This window comes from Ruegeria sp. R13_0 (genome assembly GCF_017743995.1).
Taxonomy (GTDB): domain Bacteria; phylum Pseudomonadota; class Alphaproteobacteria; order Rhodobacterales; family Rhodobacteraceae; genus Ruegeria.
The window spans coordinates 193,696-212,229 of the sequence record NZ_JAGHRB010000005.1; the positions used below are offsets into that span (position 1 = coordinate 193,696).

Annotated in this window: 16 protein-coding genes; 8 read left to right on the forward strand and 8 right to left on the reverse strand. The window is 60.7% G+C overall.

The features are described 5' to 3' along the window. Positions 1–81 precede the first annotated feature (81 nt). From J7394_RS08625 to J7394_RS08650, 6 genes are all read left to right on the forward strand, one after another. Positions 82–960: an RNA polymerase factor sigma-32 gene (locus J7394_RS08625; protein ID WP_170378887.1), complete on the forward strand. Its 879-nt coding sequence runs from the start codon at positions 82–84 to the stop codon at positions 958–960. After that, positions 957–1,781 (forward strand): ChaN family lipoprotein, encoded by an 825-nt coding sequence (locus tag J7394_RS08630; protein WP_209252359.1) that lies wholly within the window; start codon positions 957–959, stop codon positions 1,779–1,781. The genes J7394_RS08625 and J7394_RS08630 overlap by 4 nt, the downstream gene beginning before the upstream one ends. Before the next feature lie 63 nt (positions 1,782–1,844). After that, positions 1,845–3,041: a bifunctional phosphopantothenoylcysteine decarboxylase/phosphopantothenate--cysteine ligase CoaBC gene (gene coaBC / locus J7394_RS08635; RefSeq protein WP_209252360.1), complete on the forward strand. Its 1,197-nt coding sequence runs from the start codon at positions 1,845–1,847 to the stop codon at positions 3,039–3,041. Between the two features lie 16 nt (positions 3,042–3,057). After that, positions 3,058–3,513 (forward strand): dUTP diphosphatase, encoded by a 456-nt coding sequence (dut, locus tag J7394_RS08640; protein WP_209252361.1) that lies wholly within the window; start codon positions 3,058–3,060, stop codon positions 3,511–3,513. Then, the gene (locus J7394_RS08645) at positions 3,513–4,562 is read left to right on the forward strand and encodes a molybdopterin-synthase adenylyltransferase MoeB (protein WP_209252363.1); all 1,050 of its coding nucleotides are present in this window, start codon (positions 3,513–3,515) and stop codon (positions 4,560–4,562) included. The genes dut and J7394_RS08645 overlap by 1 nt, the downstream gene beginning before the upstream one ends. Positions 4,563–4,624: 62 nt before the next feature. Next, positions 4,625–6,640 (forward strand): M3 family metallopeptidase, encoded by a 2,016-nt coding sequence (locus tag J7394_RS08650; RefSeq protein WP_209252364.1) that lies wholly within the window; start codon positions 4,625–4,627, stop codon positions 6,638–6,640. 24 nt (positions 6,641–6,664) lie between these two features. Here J7394_RS08650 and J7394_RS08655 read toward each other — a convergent pair whose 3' ends face one another. The 6 genes from J7394_RS08655 to J7394_RS08680 are packed head-to-tail and all read right to left on the reverse strand — an operon-like array spanning position 6,665 to position 13,232. Then, on the reverse strand, positions 6,665–7,597 hold the full coding sequence (locus J7394_RS08655; protein ID WP_209252365.1) for a glyoxylate/hydroxypyruvate reductase A: 933 nt from the start codon (positions 7,595–7,597) through the stop codon (positions 6,665–6,667). A gap of 15 nt (positions 7,598–7,612) precedes the next feature. Next, entirely contained in the window at positions 7,613–8,752 is a 1,140-nt protein-coding gene (rodA, locus tag J7394_RS08660; RefSeq protein ID WP_209252366.1) for a rod shape-determining protein RodA, read from the reverse strand. Further along, positions 8,749–10,698, reverse strand: a complete 1,950-nt coding sequence (gene mrdA / locus J7394_RS08665; protein ID WP_209252367.1) for a penicillin-binding protein 2 — start codon at positions 10,696–10,698, stop codon at positions 8,749–8,751. The genes rodA and mrdA overlap by 4 nt, the downstream gene beginning before the upstream one ends. Continuing rightward, positions 10,695–11,231, reverse strand: a complete 537-nt coding sequence (locus tag J7394_RS08670) for a rod shape-determining protein MreD (RefSeq protein ID WP_209252368.1) — start codon at positions 11,229–11,231, stop codon at positions 10,695–10,697. The genes mrdA and J7394_RS08670 overlap by 4 nt, the downstream gene beginning before the upstream one ends. Continuing rightward, entirely contained in the window at positions 11,224–12,126 is a 903-nt protein-coding gene (gene mreC / locus J7394_RS08675) for a rod shape-determining protein MreC (RefSeq protein ID WP_209252370.1), read from the reverse strand. The genes J7394_RS08670 and mreC overlap by 8 nt, the downstream gene beginning before the upstream one ends. A 59-nt stretch (positions 12,127–12,185) precedes the next feature. After that, complete coding sequence (locus J7394_RS08680; RefSeq protein ID WP_039523195.1) at positions 12,186–13,232, reverse strand: rod shape-determining protein; 1,047 nt, start codon at positions 13,230–13,232, stop codon at positions 12,186–12,188. Between the two features lie 155 nt (positions 13,233–13,387). On the opposite strand from J7394_RS08680, the gene J7394_RS08685 reads away from it, so the two are divergent. Further along, positions 13,388–14,173, forward strand: coding sequence for a 23S rRNA (adenine(2030)-N(6))-methyltransferase RlmJ (locus J7394_RS08685; RefSeq protein ID WP_209252372.1), 786 nt, complete (start codon positions 13,388–13,390; stop codon positions 14,171–14,173). A gap of 241 nt (positions 14,174–14,414) precedes the next feature. Here J7394_RS08685 and J7394_RS08690 read toward each other — a convergent pair whose 3' ends face one another. Further along, positions 14,415–15,983: a 2-isopropylmalate synthase gene (locus J7394_RS08690; RefSeq protein WP_209252374.1), complete on the reverse strand. Its 1,569-nt coding sequence runs from the start codon at positions 15,981–15,983 to the stop codon at positions 14,415–14,417. A gap of 291 nt (positions 15,984–16,274) precedes the next feature. Here J7394_RS08690 and J7394_RS08695 point away from each other — a divergent pair, with 291 nt between their 5' ends. Then, entirely contained in the window at positions 16,275–16,940 is a 666-nt protein-coding gene (locus J7394_RS08695) for an SDR family NAD(P)-dependent oxidoreductase (RefSeq protein ID WP_209252376.1), read from the forward strand. A gap of 4 nt (positions 16,941–16,944) precedes the next feature. On the opposite strand, the gene J7394_RS08700 is transcribed toward J7394_RS08695, so the two are convergent. Continuing rightward, positions 16,945–18,456, reverse strand: coding sequence for an MORN repeat-containing protein (locus J7394_RS08700; RefSeq protein WP_371811991.1), 1,512 nt, complete (start codon positions 18,454–18,456; stop codon positions 16,945–16,947). Positions 18,457–18,534 lie beyond the last annotated feature (78 nt).

Genomic DNA, 18,534 nt, shown 5'->3' on the forward strand with positions numbered 1-18,534 from the left:
GATCCACTTGGTGATGATCTGCGTATCGACCCTAAGTCGGCAAGGCAAGCCCGGCTGATGCCTGCAAAAAGGGAGAGTTTCATGGCACTGGACAACGCATCCGATTTCTCGATGTCCCGCAAAGCGATGAAGGCCGAATTGCTGGACGCGGAAACCGAATTGCAACTGGCCTATGCGTGGCGCGACAATCGCGACGAACAAGCGCTACACCGACTGATCACTGCCTATATGCGTCTAGCTATTTCGATGGCGGCGAAGTTCAAGCGCTACGGTGCGCCTATGAACGATCTGATCCAAGAGGCCGGTCTTGGATTGATGAAAGCCGCAGACAAGTTTGACCCGGATCGCGGTGTGCGGTTCTCGACCTACGCAGTGTGGTGGATCAAGGCCAGCATTCAGGATTACGTGATGCGTAACTGGTCGATGGTGCGGACCGGTTCGACCTCATCCCAAAAATCTCTGTTCTTCAACATGCGCCGCGTTCAGGCCCGGTTGGAACGTGAAGCCGCCACCGAGGGGCAAGAGCTGGATCGTCACCAGCTGCACCAGATGATCGCCACGGAAATCGGTGTGCCCTTGCGCGATGTCGAGATGATGGAAGGGCGTCTCTCCGGCTCGGATTTTTCGCTCAACGCGGTGCAGTCAGCGGATGAAGATGGGCGTGAGTGGATTGATGCGCTGGAAGATGACCGCGAACAAGCCGCCGAAGCGGTTGAACATCGCCACGACACCGAGCAGCTGCGCGAATGGTTGCTGATGGCGATGCAATCCCTCAATGACCGCGAAAGATTTATCGTGCGTGAACGTAAGCTGCGCGAACCGGCCCGGACCCTTGAAAGCTTGGGGAATGAGCTGGGTCTTTCGAAGGAACGCGTACGCCAGCTTGAGGCCGCGGCCTTCACCAAGATGCGCAAGAACCTTGAAGCCCAATCGCGCGAGGTGCAACACTTCATCGCATGACAAGATTTGCGATTCTGTTGTGTGTGCTGTCGTTTACAGTCAGCGCTGTGCGCCCGGTCCAAGCCGGTGAGTTGATCCCCGAGGATGTCCTGACAGCCATGCAGGATGCGGATGTGGTGATCCTTGGCGAAATCCACGACAACCCGCGTCACCACCTTGTGCAGACCGAGGCGTTGGGCGTGATCGCTCCGTCCGCGGTGGTGTGGGAAATGGTCACCGAAGAAGGCGCGCAGCGTCTGGCGCAGACCGCTGCCTCCAATCCCGAAGAACTATCTCGGATCCTTCGCTGGGCCGAGTCCGGCTGGCCCCCTCTGAGTATGTACTACCCAGTCTTTCAAGCCTCGGACGCTCCGGTCTATGGCGCCATGGTTCCACGTACAGCCGCCCGCGCCGCGATGGAGAAGGGCGCGGCCACAGCCCTTGGTGCAGATGCCGCGCGGTATGGCCTGACCGTTCCGCTGTCGCCGGAAGATCAAGCCGCGCGCGAGGCGGATCAACTGGCCGCCCATTGCGATGCTCTGCCTGTCGAGATGTTGCCGCAAATGGTGTCGATCCAACGTCTGCGAGACGCTGTACTGACCCGCGCGATCCTGCGTGCGGAAGAGGAAACCGATGGTCCGATTGCCGTGATCACCGGCAATGGCCACGCGAGAACCGACCGGGGCATCCCGACCTTTTTGTCGCGCCTGAAGCCGGGGCTGAAGGTCTTTGTTTTGGGTCAATCCGAAGGCGGCGTAATCGACGGGACCTTTGATGCGGTAATCGACAGCCCGGAAATCGTGCGTGAAGACCCCTGCAAAGCGTTTGAAACGCAGAATTAACCGCTGGAACTACCCGGTAGCCTTGCCTAATGTCAGGACCGACTGGGAGGGGAAGGGCTGAACATGCTGGCATCCAAACGCATTCTGCTGATCATCGGCGGTGGCATTGCGGCCTATAAGTCGCTCGATCTGATCCGACGGCTGCAAGAGCGCGGCGCGGAAGTCACTCCCGTGTTAACCCGCGCCGCTGAGGAGTTCGTGACGCCTTTGTCGGTTTCCGCACTCGCCGGTCAGAAAGCCTATCGAGATCTCTTCGACCTGACCGATGAGGCCGAGATGGGGCATATCCAGCTGTCACGCTCGGCTGACCTGATCGTGGTTGCCCCCGCTACGGCAGATATGATGGGCAAGATGGCGGCAGGATTGGCTAACGATCTGGCCTCGACCCTGCTGATGGCCACGGACACGCCGGTTCTATGCGCGCCTGCCATGAATGTGCGCATGTGGGACCACCCGGCGACCCAGCGCAATCTGAAACAATTGCAGCAGGACGGCATCCGCTTTGTAGGACCCAACGAGGGCGACATGGCCTGTGGCGAATATGGCCCGGGCCGGATGTCCGAACCGCTAGAGATCGTTGCCGCCGTCGAGGCGCAATTGGCCGATGGGCCGTTGAAGGGTAAACGTATCCTTGTGACCTCCGGCCCGACGCATGAACCCATTGATCCGGTACGCTACATCGCCAACCGCTCATCCGGGGCGCAGGGGGCTGCCGTTGCCCGCGCCTTGGCGGCGCTTGGGGCCGAGGTGGTTTTTGTCACAGGTCCCGCCGACGTTCCACCGCCCCAAGGCGTGCAGGTCGTGCAGGTTGAGACCGCGCAACAGATGTCTGACGCAGTGGATGCGGCGCTCCCTGTGAAAGCAGGTGTTTTTGCTGCCGCAGTCGCCGACTGGAAAGTCGCCACAGCTTCGGATCGGAAACTGAAGAAAAGCCGCGATGGTCTGCCGTCGCTGGAGTTCGCCGAGAATCCCGACATCCTGAAACGCGTCTCGCAGATGGGTGCGGGTCGCCCTGATCTGGTTGTTGGCTTTGCAGCGGAAACCGATGATGTGATCGACAATGCGACGGCAAAGCGCGCCCGCAAGGGATGCGACTGGATCGTGGCAAATGACGTCAGCCCGGCAACCGGCATTATGGGTGGTTCTGAAAATGCAGTCGTCCTGATCTCGGATGAAGGGGCCGAGAGCTGGCCGCGCATGGGTAAAGACATGGTCGCCGCGCGTCTGGCACAAAAGATCGCCGATGCGCTGGCCGGATAAGACAGAAGGAATACAGATGGTAGCTATCCGCGTGATCCGGGAAGAGGGGGCTGATACCTCGGTTCCCCTGCCTTCATATGAGACCTCAGGCGCGGCCGGGGCCGATGTGCGCGCCAACCTGCCCGAAGGCGCGTCGATTTTCCTGGAGCCGGGGCAGCGCGCCCTTGTCCCAACCGGCCTACGGATCGAAATTCCGACGGGGTATGAGGTGCAGGTCCGCCCGCGCTCCGGGCTGGCATTGAAGCACGGCATCACCCTGCCCAACACGCCGGGGACCATCGACAGCGACTATCGCGGCCCGCTGGGTGTGATCGTTATGAACGCAGGGCAGGACCGGTTCGAGGTCACCCACGGAGAACGCATCGCGCAGCTTATCGTCGCGCCCGTCGTGCAAGCCACGTTCGAGCTGACCGAAACCCTTGGCGAGACCGAGCGTGGCGCTGGCGGGTTCGGCTCAACCGGGCGCGGCTGATGCTGCTGGTTCTGGTCCTTGCGGCAGGTCTTTGGGGCGTCGGCTATATCGCGGGCGTGTCCCGGACGGCGCGTGTGACCTCGGTCAGTGTGCTTATGGTCGGGGTGATCCTGTCGCATCTGGTTTTGCCGAGCGGCCATCCCTTGCGCGAAGCAACCGGGGGATCGGCGGCGCTGTGGCTGATGCTTGCCGGAGCGGCTGCTCTGGTCATGGTCTATGGCAAGGGGCTGAAAGCGCTGCGAAATCGGGCGCAGCCCGAAGCGGACAAGACCGAGGCCAAACCCTCGGACCGGTTCACTGAGACAGAGCTGGACCGCTATGCCCGCCATATCGTTCTGCGCGAACTGGGCGGGCCAGGGCAGAAACGGTTGAAAAAGGCGCGCGTGCTGGTGATTGGGGCCGGGGGTCTCGGCGCACCAGCCTTGCAGTATCTGGCCGCAGCGGGTGTGGGCACGATCGGGGTGATCGACGACGACGTGGTCGAAAACGCCAACCTCCAACGTCAGGTCATTCACCGCGATGCGGATATCGGAATGCCCAAAGTGTTCTCGGCCCAGCAGGCGATGGAGGCTCAGAACCCCAACGTCACCGTCCTGCCCTACAATCGGCGTCTGAACGAAAAGATTGCGCCGGACCTGTTGGGCGACTTCGACCTGATCCTGGATGGTACCGACAATTTCGAAACCCGCTATCTCGCTAACCGAACAGCCGTTGCACTGGGCAAACCTCTGATCTCGGGCGCGTTGTCGCAATGGGAAGGACAGCTGAGCGTCTTCGATCCGGCCAAGGGTGCCCCCTGCTATCAGTGTATTTTCCCCGAAGCCCCCGCAGCCGGTCTGGCCCCGTCCTGTTCCGAGGCGGGCGTGATCGGCCCCTTGCCGGGTGTGGTTGGCTCCATGATGGCAGTTGAGGCGATCAAGGTCATCACCGGGGCTGGCCAAGCGCTGCGCGGCGAAATGCTGATCTATGACGCGCTTTATGGTGAAAGCCGCAAGATCACCCTCTCCAAGCGCTCTGACTGCCCGATTTGCGGCGCGGGTGGCGAATAAAAGCAGTGTTGCTCTGGATCATCTGACCGGCCCTTCCTAGGTTGTGGGCAAAGGAGATCTGAATGACCAACCCGATCCTGTCCGACTGGACCACTCCGTTCGAACTCGCCCCTTTTGCCAAGATTTCGGATGATGATTTCGCCCCCGCTCTGGATGAGGCGCTGCAGGCGCATAACGCGCAGATCGACGCGATCGCCGCAAACACTGAGGCCCCGAGTTTTGCCAACACGATCGAAGCGCTTGAGGCGGCGGGTGAGCAACTGGACAAAGTGCTGTCGGTTTTCTTCACAGTTGCGGGCGCGGACAGCAATCCGAAACGAGAAGAGCTGCAGCGGGAATTCTCGCCAAAGCTGGCCGCGCATTTCTCGGGAATATCCTCGAACAAGGCGCTGTTCAAACGCGTGGCCGACCTGTGGGCGCGGCGCGATGATCTGGGCCTAAGTGACGAACAGGCGCGCGTGCTGTTGCTGTCTCATCGCGGTTTTGTCCGGGCTGGTGCTGCGTTGCAGGGCGAGCAGGACGCCCGAATGCAAGAGATCAAGGCGCGGCTGGCGTCACTGGGAACCTCATTCACTCAGAACCTGCTGGCGGATGAGCGCGACTGGTTCATGGACCTGTCAGAGGATGACCTGCAGGGCCTGCCGGATTTCGTCGTGGATGCCGCACGCGCGGCGGGTCAGGAAAAAGGCGCCGCTGGTCCCGTAGTCACCCTGTCGCGGTCGATCATCGTGCCGTTCCTGCAGTTCTCCCCCCGTCGCGATCTGCGCGAGAAAGCCTATCGCGCTTGGACTGCGCGCGGAGCGAACGGCGGGGAGACCGACAACCGCGACATCGCCGCCGAAATCCTGAGCCTGCGCGAAGAACGTGCCAAGCTGTTGGGCTATGACAGCTTTGCCGACTACAAACTGGAAACCGAAATGGCCCGCTCGCCCGACCGCGTCCGCGACCTGCTGATGCAAGTGTGGGAGGCTGCGAAGGCGCGCGCCGACGCAGATGCCGAGGTGCTGACTGCGATGATGCAGGAGGATGGCGTGAACGGCCCTCTGGCAGCATGGGACTGGCGCTACTACGCTGAGAAACGCCGCAAGGCCGAGCATGATCTGGATGAGGCCGCACTGAAGCCCTATCTGCAACTGGACCGGATGATCGAGGCCTCGTTCGCTTGCGCCAACCGTCTGTTCGGATTGGAGTTCAAACCGCTGGACGTGCCGCTCTACCACTCCGATTGCCGGGCGTGGGAGGTGACGCGCGGCGGCAAGCATATCGCGGTCTTCATCGGTGACTATTTCGCGCGTGGGTCAAAGAGATCAGGCGCATGGTGCAGCGCGATGCGGGGGCAGGCGAAATTCCCCAAGGAACAGGCTCCGGTCGTTATCAACGTGTGCAACTTTGCGAAAGGCGATCCGGCGCTGTTGTCTTATGACGATGCGCGCACGCTGTTCCACGAGTTCGGCCACGCGCTGCATCAGATGTTGTCGAACGTGACCTATGAAAGCATCTCGGGCACGTCCGTGGCGCGTGATTTTGTCGAACTGCCAAGCCAGCTTTACGAACATTGGCTGGAGGTCCCCGAGGTGCTTGCCGAGTTCGCCACCCACGCGGACACCGGCGAGGCAATGCCGCAAGAAATGCTTGAGAAAGTGCTGAAAGCCGCGAATTTCGATCAGGGGTTCCAGACTGTGGAATACGTCGCCTCGGCCTTGGTTGATCTGGCCTTCCATGAAGGCGCGGCCCCGGCGGACCCGATGGCGAAACAGGCCGAGGTCTTGAACGGTATCGGCATGCCCGCAGCCATCGGCATGCGCCACGCGACCCCGCATTTCGCGCATGTCTTCGCGGGCGATGGCTATAGCTCGGGCTACTACAGCTACATGTGGTCCGAAGTGATGGATGCCGACGCATTCGAGGCCTTTGAAGAGGCCGGAGGAGCCTTTGATCCCGAACGCGCCAAAGCTCTGGAAGACAACATCCTGTCCACCGGCGGCTCGCGCGAGGCTGAGGAGCTGTACCTGGCCTTCCGGGGCCGGATGCCGGGTGTCGAGGCCTTGCTGAAAGGGCGCGGCCTGATCGCGGCGTAACCCTTCTCCCCGGTCCAAGGGGGATCAATACCCCAGCTGGCGATCCACCAGATGTACAAGCGGCTCGTCAGCTTCCCCGCGCCGGATATTCTCGACGATCACCTGCGCCGCTGTGACCGGTCGGGTTTCCGAGGCGATATGCGGCGTCACCGTCACGTTCGGATGCGCCCAGTAAGGGTGATCGGTGGGCAGAGGCTCAACCCGGAAGACATCCAGCGTGGCATGTCCGATCTGGCCTGTGTTCAACGCCTGCAATAGTGCGTCATCGTCGATCAGAGGCCCACGCCCCGGATTGATGATCCGCGCGCCCTTGGGCATCAGCGCAAAGGTTTCGGCGTTCAGAGTGTTCTCGGTCGCCGGTGTATCGGGCAGCAAGAGGACGGCGATCTCGGCCTTTGACAGAGCCTCTCGCAACCCGTTTTCGCCGCTCAGGCAGGTTACTCCGGGGACGTCTTTGGGGGTGCGACTCCATCCGGTGACGTTGAAATTCAATGCCGCCAGCGCTTGGGCGGCCTCCTGCCCCAAAACCCCAAGGCCCAGCATGCAGACGTGCCGCTGCCGCGCCAGAGGCGGCACTTCGTGGACCCAAACGCCATCCTGAACTTTGATGTGATGGTCCATCCCCAGATGATAGCGCAGCACATGCCCCACGACCCATTCGGTCATGCCTTGGGTCAGCCCGTGATCCACCATCCGCGCCAGCGGCACGGTCAGCGTCTTGTTCCCTGCGATTTTCTCGACCCCGGCCCAGAGGCTGAGAACCGCTTTCAGCCTTGTATAGGGCGTGAAATCCAGCAGCCCGCCGCTTGGGGCGTAGACGATGTAATCCACCTCATCCTCGGGGAATTCGGTTGCCAGATTGAACGCGACGCCTGCCTTTTGCAGCTCCTCGGTCAGAAGCGGCTGATATACCGGCCAAAGCTCGGGGCGTGCGGAGAACAGGATATTGACGGGCATGGAGGGGTTTTCCGATCAGCGGGGGCGGTGGATATGGGCGCTTTGCACGACACCGAAGGCGGCCATCAGGACCAGCATGGCCGACCCGCCATAGCTGACCATTGGTAAAGGCACCCCGACAACCGGAGCCAGCCCCATCACCATCGACATGTTGACCGCAAAAAACAGGAAGAAGTTCAAGGCGATCCCCATGGTGACCAGCGATGAGAACCTGTCTTTGGTCGACAGCGCCGTGACCATGCAGAAGATCAGGATCAGAGCATAAAGCACCAATAGGGTGATGCCACCGACAAAGCCGAATTCTTCGGCCAATGTGGTGAAGATGAAATCGGTGTGTTTTTCAGGCAGGAAGTTCAGCCGTGATTGCGTGCCCTGCATGAAGCCGCGCCCATTCCATCCACCCGATCCCAGGGCGATCTTGGACTGGGTGATGTGATAGCCCGCGCCCAGCGGGTCGGTAGACGGGTCAAGAAACGTATCGATCCGGCGGAACTGGTAGTCTTTCAACAACTGCCACTCGGTCCCTCGGCTGTTGAAGACGGCCGCAATCAGGCCGACCACGGCTGCGATTACGGCTGCGAAATAGGCCCAGTGGACACCGGCCAGAAACATCAGCCCTCCGCCAGCGGCCAGCAGCAGGATCGAGGTCCCAAGGTCCGGCTGGCGCAGTACCATGAAGGTGGGGATCAGGATCAGCACGACTGGGATCAGAACCCAAAGTGGGCGTGAGGTTTTGTGCGAGGGCAGCCAGTCGTAATAGGCCGCCAGCAGCATCACCAGCGCGACTTTCATCACCTCGGATGGTTGCAAACGCATGAATCCAAGGTCGATCCAACGCTGTGCGCCCATGCCGATGGTGCCGAACAGCTCCACAAACACCAACAGCGCGATAGAGGCCAGATAGGCCAGTACCGACATATTGCGCCAGAACCAGATCGGCACCAGCGCGACGATGAACATCACCGTCAGGCCCAGACCGAAACGTTCGATCTGAGGCTCGGCCCATGGCATCCACGAGCCACCCGCCACCGAGTACAGCATCAGGAACCCGGCACTGGCCGTGCTGATCAGCAACAGCGTCAGCGGCCAGTTCATATACAGGAATTTACGGAACCCCGAGGGCGTGGATTTGACCGCATATTCAAGATAGCTCATGCGCGGTCCTTCTCGCTGGGGCGCGCTTTGGGGCGACGGTCGCCCTCGAGCCGTTTCTGCTGTTCCTTGATGCGCTCGCGATCTCCGGCCGGGTAGGCCTCGAGCGGTGGGGTGCCGTTATAAAGCGCCTGAAGCATGATGTCGCGCGCGACCGGGGCCGCCGCCTTGGACCCGCCTCCGCCATGCTCGACGACCACCGCGATTGCGTATTTGGGCTTGTCATAAGGCGCGAAGCTGACGAACAGCGCATGGTCGCGCCGTTCCCAGGGCAGGTCCTCGTTGCGGATCACACCTGCGGCGCGCTCCGCTTTGGTGATGTTGCGTACCTGACTGGTGCCTGTTTTTCCCGCCATGCGGAGGTCATCGGCGATGATCCGGCTGCGATAGGCTGTGCCGCGCCGGTCGTTTGAGACCGACCACATCGCCTCGCGGATGTAGTTCAGATTGGCCGGGCTGATCTCAAGCGGCTCACCCGCGCCCGTTGGCTGTTCGACCCCATCAATTGAGCGGACCAGTCGCGGCTTCACAGCTCGACCGGTGGCGATCCGCGCGGTCATCACGGCCAGCTGCATCGGTGAGGCCAGCATGAATCCCTGCCCGATCGAGGCATTGGCCGTATCGCCGATCAGCCAGTCCTCGCCATGAGTGCGCTGCTTCCATTCCTGATTGGGCGCCAGACCGGCACGCACGGCGGACATCGGGATGTCGTGCTTGATGCCCAGCCCGAGGGTCCGCGCCATTTCCGAGATTTTGTCGATACCGACCTTGATCGCCACGTCGTAGTAGTAAACGTCGCAGCTACGCTTGAGCGATGTATTGAGGTCCACCATACCGTGCCCCCCGCGTTTCCAGCAGTGGAAGCGGCGGCTGCCGACCTTGAGGTGGCCGGGGCAGTACACGGTGTTGCCGGGGCCAACGACACCGGCCTCAAGCGCGGCCAAGGCGGTGACCATCTTGAAGGTCGATCCGGGCGGGTATGTGCCCTGAACCGTCTTGTTGGCCAATGGGCGGTATTTGTCCTGCGTCAGGATCTGATAGTCCGCGACCGAGATACCGCGCACAAACAGGTTGGGATCGAAACTGGGGGCCGAGGCCATCGCCCGCAGATCTCCGGTTTCGCAATCAATGACAACGGCGGCGGCGCTTTCTCCGGCAAGTCGTGCCTGAGCGTATTGCTGCAGGTCCGCGTCGACCGAGAGTTGCAGATCAGCACCCGGTTGGCCTTCCTGCCGGTCCAACTCGCGCATGACGCGGCCGGTGGCGTTCACCTCAACCCGCTTGGAGCCTGCCTTGCCGCGCAGGTCGATCTCTTGCTTGGCTTCAAGGCCGACCTTGCCGATCTGGAACCGGGGGATGCGCAGCACCGGCTCGGGGTCTTCGATCTGGCTGAGGTCATAGTCGCTGACCGGGCCGACATAGCCGACGATATGGGCGAAATCCTCATAGCGCGGGTATTGTCGGGTCTGGCCGACCTCAGGCGTGACACCGGGCAGGGCGGGCGCGTTGACGGCGACTTTCGAGATATCCTCCCACGTCACCTGATCGACCAGCGTGACCGGCAGGAACGGAGCCGAGCGGCGCATTTCCGTGCGCGCGCGCTCAATCTCATCCTCGTTCAGGGGGATCAGGTCCGAGAGTTTGGCGATCACCTTGTCGATGTCACCGGCATCCTCGCGCACAATGACGATGCGGTAGGAGGGTGAGTTCTGCCCGATGACCTGCCCATTGCGGTCATAGATGCGCCCACGCGTCGGCGGGATCAGGCGGATGTTGATGCGGTTTTCTTCGGCAAGAAGGCGATATTCATCCGCTTGGTCGACCTGCATATACCGCATACGCGCGGCCAGCCCGCCAATGAAAACCGCCTGCAAACCGCCCAGCAGCAGGGCCCGCCGGGGCAGACGTTTATAGGCGACACCTTCGCTTTTGATCTTGCGTTGTTTCATGCACGCGCCCCCGCAGCGCTGGCATCCGCGGCCGAGACGCGGCGCACACCGAATACACTCTGAGACAGTAGCACAATGACCGGATAGGCCAGAATTGTCAGCACAAGCTGGATCAAAACCGGTAACAAAGCCGCCTGATCAACAGACAGGATTGCAAGGATGACCCGGTTGCCCAGAAAGACGCCAGCAACGACGGCTGTGACCGACATCCATTCTGCTACAAAGCCCGCATCCCGCATCCCGGGTGCCGCAGACCGCAAGTATGCCGCGCCCAGCACCACCAAAGCGGCCATCAGACCTGGCGGGCGTTGCAGCAACAGATCGGCCAGCAACATGACCAAAGCGACCAAAACGGTCGGCACATAGTCCGGCCGCCGAAGCACCCATGCAAAGGTCAGGACGATCAGAAAGTCCGGAAAAGGCCAGCGATCCGGTTTCGTATCCAGCGGCAGCAGATGCAGGAACAGAACGAACACCGCCAGCGCCCCATAAAGACCGCGCATCGCCCATTTGTGAGAGGCGGGTTTATCCATCACCAGCTTCCTCAGATGACAATGACGCGGCGGGGCGGGCGGGGCCGACGATCTGACCCGGATCGCGGATTGTAGGGGCCGAGTTGTAGCGCAGAACGCGCAGGAACTCCAACCGTTCGAAATCGGCGGAGAGACGCACGCGCAGGCGGCCTCCGGGGTCTGCGGCGATCTGGCCGATCAGCAGACCGGCGGGAAACACGCCTCCATCACCCGACGTCACGACCCGGTCGCCGGGGCGCACAAGCTCACGGTTTTCCAGAAACTCGACCGATGGGGCCGGGGTATTGTCGCCCGTGATCAAAGCGGTCTGGCCCGAAGGCTGGATGGTTGCAGGAATGACGCTTGAGGCGTCAGTCATCAGAATGACGCGCGCCGTGTCTGGTCCAACGCCCGAGATACGGCCAACTAGTCCGATCCCGTCCATCGTAGCCCAGCCATCGACGATCCCGTCCCGCTCTCCTACATTCAACAGCACTGACTGCCGGAAGGGCGAGCCGCTGTCTGCCATCACAACGCCGGTGACATAGGTCAGGCGCGGATCAAGCCGCACATTGTTCAAATCCAGAAGCCGCGCGTTTTCTTGCTCCAACTGCAGCGCGGCTTCTTTCCACGCACGCATCAACCGCAGTTCCGAGCGCAGCTCGCGGTTCTGCTCGCTCAGGCTTTGATAGCTTTGGAAATCGCGGAACAGGTTGACGGTCGCGGTGACCGGAACCATTGCCCAATCCATCGAGGGCACAACAGCATCCACAACCTGCGCGCGGAACCGTTCAACCCGGGGGCTGTCGATCCGCCAGACAATGAAGATGCCCAGCAGGCACAGCACAACGATCCCCAGAAGCAGACGCCGCAGTGGGGCTGTGTAGTCATCGCGCTGTGATCGGTCTTTTGCCACAGGTTACCTTCCCGTGCTGCTCGGGCCGAATTTACCCTATTTTCTAAAGGGTGCGCGCCTTAGCTTTCGTAGTCAATCGCGTGGCGCAGCTGTTTTTCGTATTCTAGCGCCTTGCCGGTGCCCAAAGCCACACAATTCAGGCTTTCATCGGCAATCGACACGGCCAGACCTGTTTGCTCGCGCAGAGCAAGATCCAGATCGCCCAGCAGCGCTCCGCCACCGGTAAGCATCACGCCACGATCCACGATGTCTGCGGCCAGATCGGGGGGCGTGGTCTCTAGCGCCGTCATCACTGCCTCGCAGATTTGCTGGACGGGTTCCGACAGCGCCTCGGCGACCTGAGCCTGGCTGATCTCGATTTCTTTTGGCACGCCGTTCAGCAGGTCGCGACCGCGGATATGCATCGACTGGCCACGGCCATCGTCGGGCATGCGGGCGGTGCCGATAGTGGTTTTGATGCGCTCAGCCGTGGATTCGCCGACCAGAAGGTTCTGCTGACGACGCAGGTATGAGATGATCGCCTCGTCCATACGGTCTCCACCTACACGGACCGAGCGGGCGTACACGATATCCCCCAGCGACAGAACCGCAACCTCGGTGGTACCGCCACCGATATCGACGACCATGTTGCCGGTCGGATCGGTGATTGGCATGCCTGCGCCAATCGCCGCTGCAATCGGTTCGGCAATCAGACCCGCGCGGCGCGCGCCTGCGGACAGAACCGACTGACGGATTGCGCGCTTTTCAACCGGGGTTGCGCCATGCGGGACGCAGACGATGATCTTCGGCTTCGAGAAGGTCGAGCGCTTATGCACTTTGCGGATGAAGTGCTTGATCATTTCCTCGGCGGTGTCGAAGTCGGCAATCACGCCTTCGCGCATTGGGCGAATGGCCTCAATGGATCCCGGCGTCCGACCCAGCATCAGCTTGGCGTCTTCGCCAACCGCCAAAACCTTTTTCACGCCGTCCTTGACGTGATAGGCCACAACCGAGGGTTCAGACAGGATCACACCACGCCCCTTGACGTAGACCAGCGTGTTTGCCGTTCCAAGGTCGATAGCCATGTCCGCTGTGAACAGGCCGCCCAGATTGCCAAAGATCCCCATGTTTCCCCTGATCCTGTATGTCGGTTTTTCTACTGCCCGCGACTCGACGGTTCCGGGACGGATGACTTATAGGGTGCCAACTCGCCCGGTAAAAGGGCTGATTCCGCGGCAATCAGCACCTTTTCGCCTCATTTGCAGGGACTGTAGAAGGCAATATGCTCTCATATCAACATATTTACCACGCCGGGAATCTGGCTGATGTGCAAAAGCACGCTTTATTGGCATGGACGCTGTCCTATCTGACCCAAAAGGACAAACCGCTGACATATGTCGAAACCCATTCGGGACGTGGGCTTTACAAGCTAGATTCAGATGAGGCGCGCAAGACCGGAGAAGCAGCCGCCGGGATCGAGCGGGTGCAGCGTGGTGCATGGTTTGGCGATGATCATCCGCTGGCGCAAGCGATCGGGATGACACGTACGCGTTTTGGAGAGGCCAGCTACCCCGGATCGCCCCTGATTGCAGCTAGCCTGCTGAGGTCGCAAGACAGTCTGCACCTCGCCGAATTGCATCCGCAGGAATATGCGGCATTGTCACTGGCAGTGCCAGGGGGCAATGCGCGCGTCTACAAGCAGGACGGGTACGAGCTTGCGCAGTCCCTACTGCCGCCGACGCCCAGACGGGGTATGCTGTTGATTGACCCCAGCTACGAGGTGAAGGCGGAATATGACCGCCTTCCGGGGATAATCGCCAAGCTGCATCGCAAATGGAATGTGGGCGTGATCGCTTTGTGGTACCCGATCCTGAAGGATGCCCGTCAAAAGCCGATGGTGGATGCGCTGACGTCTCAGGATTTCCCGAAGGTGTTGAAACACGAGGTGACATTCCCCGCAGCGCGCAAAGGGCATGGGATGGTCGGGTCTGGAATGTTCGTGATCAACGCGCCTTTTGGTTTGGATCGGGAAACCCGCAGATTGTCCGTGTTGTTCAAACAACTCTGAGGTCGCTTGGAGGAGCAAGCAAAGCTCCCGCCCCGTTCGCCTGCATCAAAGATGGCGTCAAACGCGCTGCCGGGCCCAAAACCCAAGGTGGGTCGGCGAAGCCGGGCCGCCGCGGGTGCGGGAGCCCTTTGCCGTTTCTATAGCGTTTCGGGTTAAACCTGAGACACGAATGCCCTGCCACGCTTTCAGCGTTCTCGGGACATTCGTGTCGCTTGATGTTTCAGGTAAAACCCGAAACGCATTAGGTCAGGTCTTTGTAGCTGATCTCACGCGTGTCTACGCCGGGGCCGGTTTTCTCGCGACGGACGATCAGGCGGTTCAGCGCGTGGATATAGGCCTTGGCTGACGCAACGACCGTGTCTGTGTTGGCCGATTGGCCCGTTGCGATCATGCCATCCTCGCTCAGGCGGACCGAGACGGTGGCTTGCGCGTCGGTGCCTTCGGTCACAGCGTGAACCTGGTACAGTTGCAACCGGGCGGTGTTGGGATAGATCGCGCGGATCGCTTTGAACGTCGCATCCACCGGACCATCACCATGTTCTGTGGCGATGATGTCCTTGCCGTCCATTTCAAGCTCAACGGTTGCTTCGGCCTGACCGCCGGTGCCGCAGGTCACTTTCATCGAGACAAGCTGAAGATAGTCGTCATGCTCATCCATGGTCATCAAAGCGATCAGGTCGTCGTCGAACACCTCTTTCTTGCGGTCGGCCAGATCCTTGAACCGAACGAAGATGTCCTTGAGCTGGTTGTCACCGACGTCAAAACCCAACGTCTCGAGCTTGTCGCGCAGCGCGGCGCGGCCCGAGTGTTTGCCCAAGGGCAGAGACGTGCCGGAGAGGCCGATATCCTCGGGGCGCATGATCTCGAAGTTTTCGCGGTTCTTCAGCATGCCGTCCTGATGGATGCCGCTTTCATGCGCGAAGGCGTTCTTGCCGACGATGGCCTTGTTGAACTGAACGTTGAAGCCCGACACGGTCGCCACGCGGCGCGAGATATGCATGATCTTGGTGGTGTCGATGCCCGTGTGCCAAGGCATGATGTCGTTGCGGGTACGAAGCGCCATCACGACCTCTTCCAAAGCCGTGTTGCCTGCGCGTTCGCCCAGACCGTTGATGGTACACTCGATCTGACGCGCACCGCCTGCAACAGCGGCCAGAGAGTTCGCGGTCGCCATGCCAAGGTCGTTGTGGCAGTGGGTGGCAAAGATCACCTCATCCGCGCCCGGTACTGTCTCGATCAGGCGTTTGATCAGATCGGCGCTTTCGACCGGGGCGGTGTACCCCACCGTATCAGGGATGTTGATCGTGGTTGCGCCTGCTTTGATCGCTATCTCGATCACACGGCAGAGGTAATCCCACTCGGTCCGCGTCGCATCCATCGGTGACCACTGCACGTTTTCACACAAGTTGCGCGCGTGGCTGACGGTTTCGTGGATCTTCTCGGCCATCTCGTCCATTGTCAGGTTCGGAATGGCGCGGTGCAGGGGGGATGTGCCGATGAAGGTGTGAATACGGTTCTTCTCAGCGTGTTTCACCGCCTCCCAGCAGCGGTCAATGTCGGCGAAGTTCGCACGGGCCAGACCGCAGATACGGCTGTTTTTCGCTCGTTGCGCAATCTCGGAAACGGCCTTGAAGTCGCCCTCGGATGCGATGGGGAAACCGGCTTCGATAATGTCGACGCCCATTTCGTCCAGCAGCTCGGCAATCTCGAGCTTTTCGTCATGGGTCATGGTTGCGCCGGGGCTCTGCTCGCCGTCGCGCAAAGTGGTATCGAAGATCAAGACGCGGTCTTGGTCGGTCACGTTGGTCATGGGGTTCTCTTTCTTCTTCTGTCCTAAAGCCTCTTGGCGCGCTGGCGTCCTCCTCTGAGCGGGCGCGCCGAATGGCACGCTCAGAGGCGGATTAGGATCAGTAGGCCACGCAGCGACGCACCGCGAAGGGCGGTGTCGGCAACAAGGATATCTGCGCGGTTGATCATAAGAATGAGGTTATACCCAGCTTGCGCGGAATGAAAAGAACCAAAATGAGGGCATGTTCCTTTCTATGCGAATTCTTGAGCACCAATCATTGATCCAACCGTCGCTGCCGCTAGGTCGTGAGACATGAAAACAGCTTTGATTATAGGCGCCTCGGGCGGAATTGGTTCGGCGCTTTGCAAGCGTCTTGAGGGGCAGGGTATTCAGGTCACCAGCCTGTCCCGGTCGGTTGACGGGTTTGATCTGACCCAACCGGAGCAGGCTTTGCAGATGTTGGATGACCTGCCTGACCCGTTCGATCTGGTTCTGGTCGTCTCCGGCGCGTTGGAGATCAACGGGGCGGAGCCGGAAAAGACGATCCGCGCTGTATCGGCACAGGCAATGATGGATCAGTTTGCGTTGAATGCGGTAGGTCCGGCGCTGGTCCTCAGCCGTGCGCACAGATTGCTACCGCGCGGCGGGCGATCTGTTTTTGGTGTTCTGTCAGCGCGTGTGGGTTCGATCGGAGACAACCGGATCGGTGGTTGGATCAGCTACCGGGCTGCGAAAGCTGCGGTGAATCAGATCGTCCATACCTCGGCTATTGAGCTGGCGCGCACGCACAAACAGGCGATCTGCGTGTCTTTACATCCCGGAACCGTCAAAACGGCCTTCACGCAGAAATACCTTGGTCGGCATCCGGCAGTGGAGCCTGAAGAGGCCGCGATGAACCTGCTGAACGTGGTCAACGGTCTAACGACCGATGACACGGGTGGGTTTTTCGACTGGGCCGGAAAACCCGTTCCGTGGTAGCAAGTTAACCGTCGGAGGGTTCCGCCTGCGCTGGTTCCTCAGTGTTTTCCGCCTGAGCGGGTTCATCCTCTTGAACGGGCGCTTCTTCTGCTGAGCTTTGCGCAGGCAAGGCGTCATTGTCCCACACGCCAGACTCCTCTTGCCCGTTGGCATAGCGCATGGTGCCTTCGCCGTGGCGTTTGTTGTCGAGGAAGCCGCCTTCGTAGACGTCGCCCGTGCTGTAGGTCGCAACGCCGACGCCGCTGATTTTGCCGTCAACCCAATCGCCCGTGTAGGTGAAGGTGCTGGGCGTTGTGATCGTGCCTTTGCCGTGGCGTTTGCCGTTCAAGAAGTCTCCGTCATAGATCGTGCCGTCCGCGTAGCTGGCCTTGCCTTTGCCCTGCCGCGCACCGTCGACCCATTCGCCCTCATAGCGATAGCCGTTGGCGAAAGTGACGATGCCGGTGCCATGGCTGACCGCATTCCGGAACTCGCCGGTATAGACGACACCGTTTGGATATGTGGCCTTGCCCCGACCTTCGAACACGCCCGCAACCCACTCACCATCATAGACGGTGCCGTCGGGATAGGTGTTCTGGCCCTTGCCATGCGGCAGGTCCGCGCTGAGTTCACCGATATAGGTTGAGCCATCGGGATAGGTGATCTCACCAAAACCTTCGATCTGACCACGTGACCAGTCGCCTGTGTAGCTGTAGCCATCTGTTCCGGTGAAGGTGCCTTTGCCGTGGCGCTGATCGTCTTCGTAGTCGCCCTCATAGACGTTGCCGTTGGCATAGGTTTCCTTGCCTTTACCCTGACGGCGCCCGTCCAGCAATGCGCCCTCGTAGACATCTCCGTTGGCCAGCGTCAGCCGCCCCCTGCCTGTCATCACGTTGTTCTGCCACTGACCGTCATATTCAACGCCGTCCGACTGAACCAGACGACCTTGACCATGGCGCTGACCCTGTTCGATCTCACCTTCATAGACAGATCCATCGGCCGAAGTGATCTTGCCCATGCCCTGCTTTTCACCCTCAACCCAGTCGCCCTCGTAGGCGTATCCGTTGGGGTCGGACAGAGTGCCCTTGCCGTGATGGCGCGCGTCTTTGAACGCGCCTTCATATCGCAGGCCATTGGCATATTGGGCCACGCCGGTTCCGTTGATGGCCCCGTTGGACCACGTCCCTTCGTAGGTGCCGCCATCGGGATAGGTGATCTTGCCCTGGCCGTCTGGCTGGCCATCGGCGAATGTACCTTCGTAGATCGCGCCATTTGCAAAGCGCGCCGTGCCTTGCCCCTGAATCTTGCCTTCGATCCATTCGCCCGAATACTCGAACCCGTTGGGTAGCCGATACGACCCGGTCCCGTGCCGCAAGCCGTTCAGGAAGGTGCCTTCATAGACGCCTCCGACCTCGTCATCTTTGACGATGACAGTTCCGTCCTGTGCAAAGGCTGCCGCTGCGATCAGGGTCATGGCCCCTGCAGCAATCGAATTGCGGATCACATCCATTGTTGTTCCTGCCTGCCCGGTCATCATTGCTTGCTTTCTTCGGCGCAAAACTAAGGGACCGTCACGGGCAGAGCAACGGCTTTTGCCGCATGGCCCTTTCACTCG

Coding starts and splice junctions, on each gene's coding strand:
- J7394_RS08625 (WP_170378887.1), top strand. CDS start 82: ATGGCACTGGACAACGCATCCGATTTCTCGATGTCCCGCAAAGCGATG.
- J7394_RS08630 (WP_209252359.1), top strand. CDS start 957: ATGACAAGATTTGCGATTCTGTTGTGTGTGCTGTCGTTTACAGTCAGC.
- coaBC (WP_209252360.1), top strand. CDS start 1,845: ATGCTGGCATCCAAACGCATTCTGCTGATCATCGGCGGTGGCATTGCG.
- dut (WP_209252361.1), top strand. CDS start 3,058: ATGGTAGCTATCCGCGTGATCCGGGAAGAGGGGGCTGATACCTCGGTT.
- J7394_RS08645 (WP_209252363.1), top strand. CDS start 3,513: ATGCTGCTGGTTCTGGTCCTTGCGGCAGGTCTTTGGGGCGTCGGCTAT.
- J7394_RS08650 (WP_209252364.1), top strand. CDS start 4,625: ATGACCAACCCGATCCTGTCCGACTGGACCACTCCGTTCGAACTCGCC.
- J7394_RS08655 (WP_209252365.1), bottom strand. CDS start 7,597: ATGCCCGTCAATATCCTGTTCTCCGCACGCCCCGAGCTTTGGCCGGTA.
- rodA (WP_209252366.1), bottom strand. CDS start 8,752: ATGAGCTATCTTGAATATGCGGTCAAATCCACGCCCTCGGGGTTCCGT.
- mrdA (WP_209252367.1), bottom strand. CDS start 10,698: ATGAAACAACGCAAGATCAAAAGCGAAGGTGTCGCCTATAAACGTCTG.
- J7394_RS08670 (WP_209252368.1), bottom strand. CDS start 11,231: ATGGATAAACCCGCCTCTCACAAATGGGCGATGCGCGGTCTTTATGGG.
- J7394_RS08680 (WP_039523195.1), bottom strand. CDS start 13,232: ATGGGGATCTTTGGCAATCTGGGCGGCCTGTTCACAGCGGACATGGCT.
- J7394_RS08685 (WP_209252372.1), top strand. CDS start 13,388: ATGCTCTCATATCAACATATTTACCACGCCGGGAATCTGGCTGATGTG.
- J7394_RS08690 (WP_209252374.1), bottom strand. CDS start 15,983: ATGACCAACGTGACCGACCAAGACCGCGTCTTGATCTTCGATACCACT.
- J7394_RS08695 (WP_209252376.1), top strand. CDS start 16,275: ATGAAAACAGCTTTGATTATAGGCGCCTCGGGCGGAATTGGTTCGGCG.
- J7394_RS08700 (WP_371811991.1), bottom strand. CDS start 18,456: ATGATGACCGGGCAGGCAGGAACAACAATGGATGTGATCCGCAATTCG.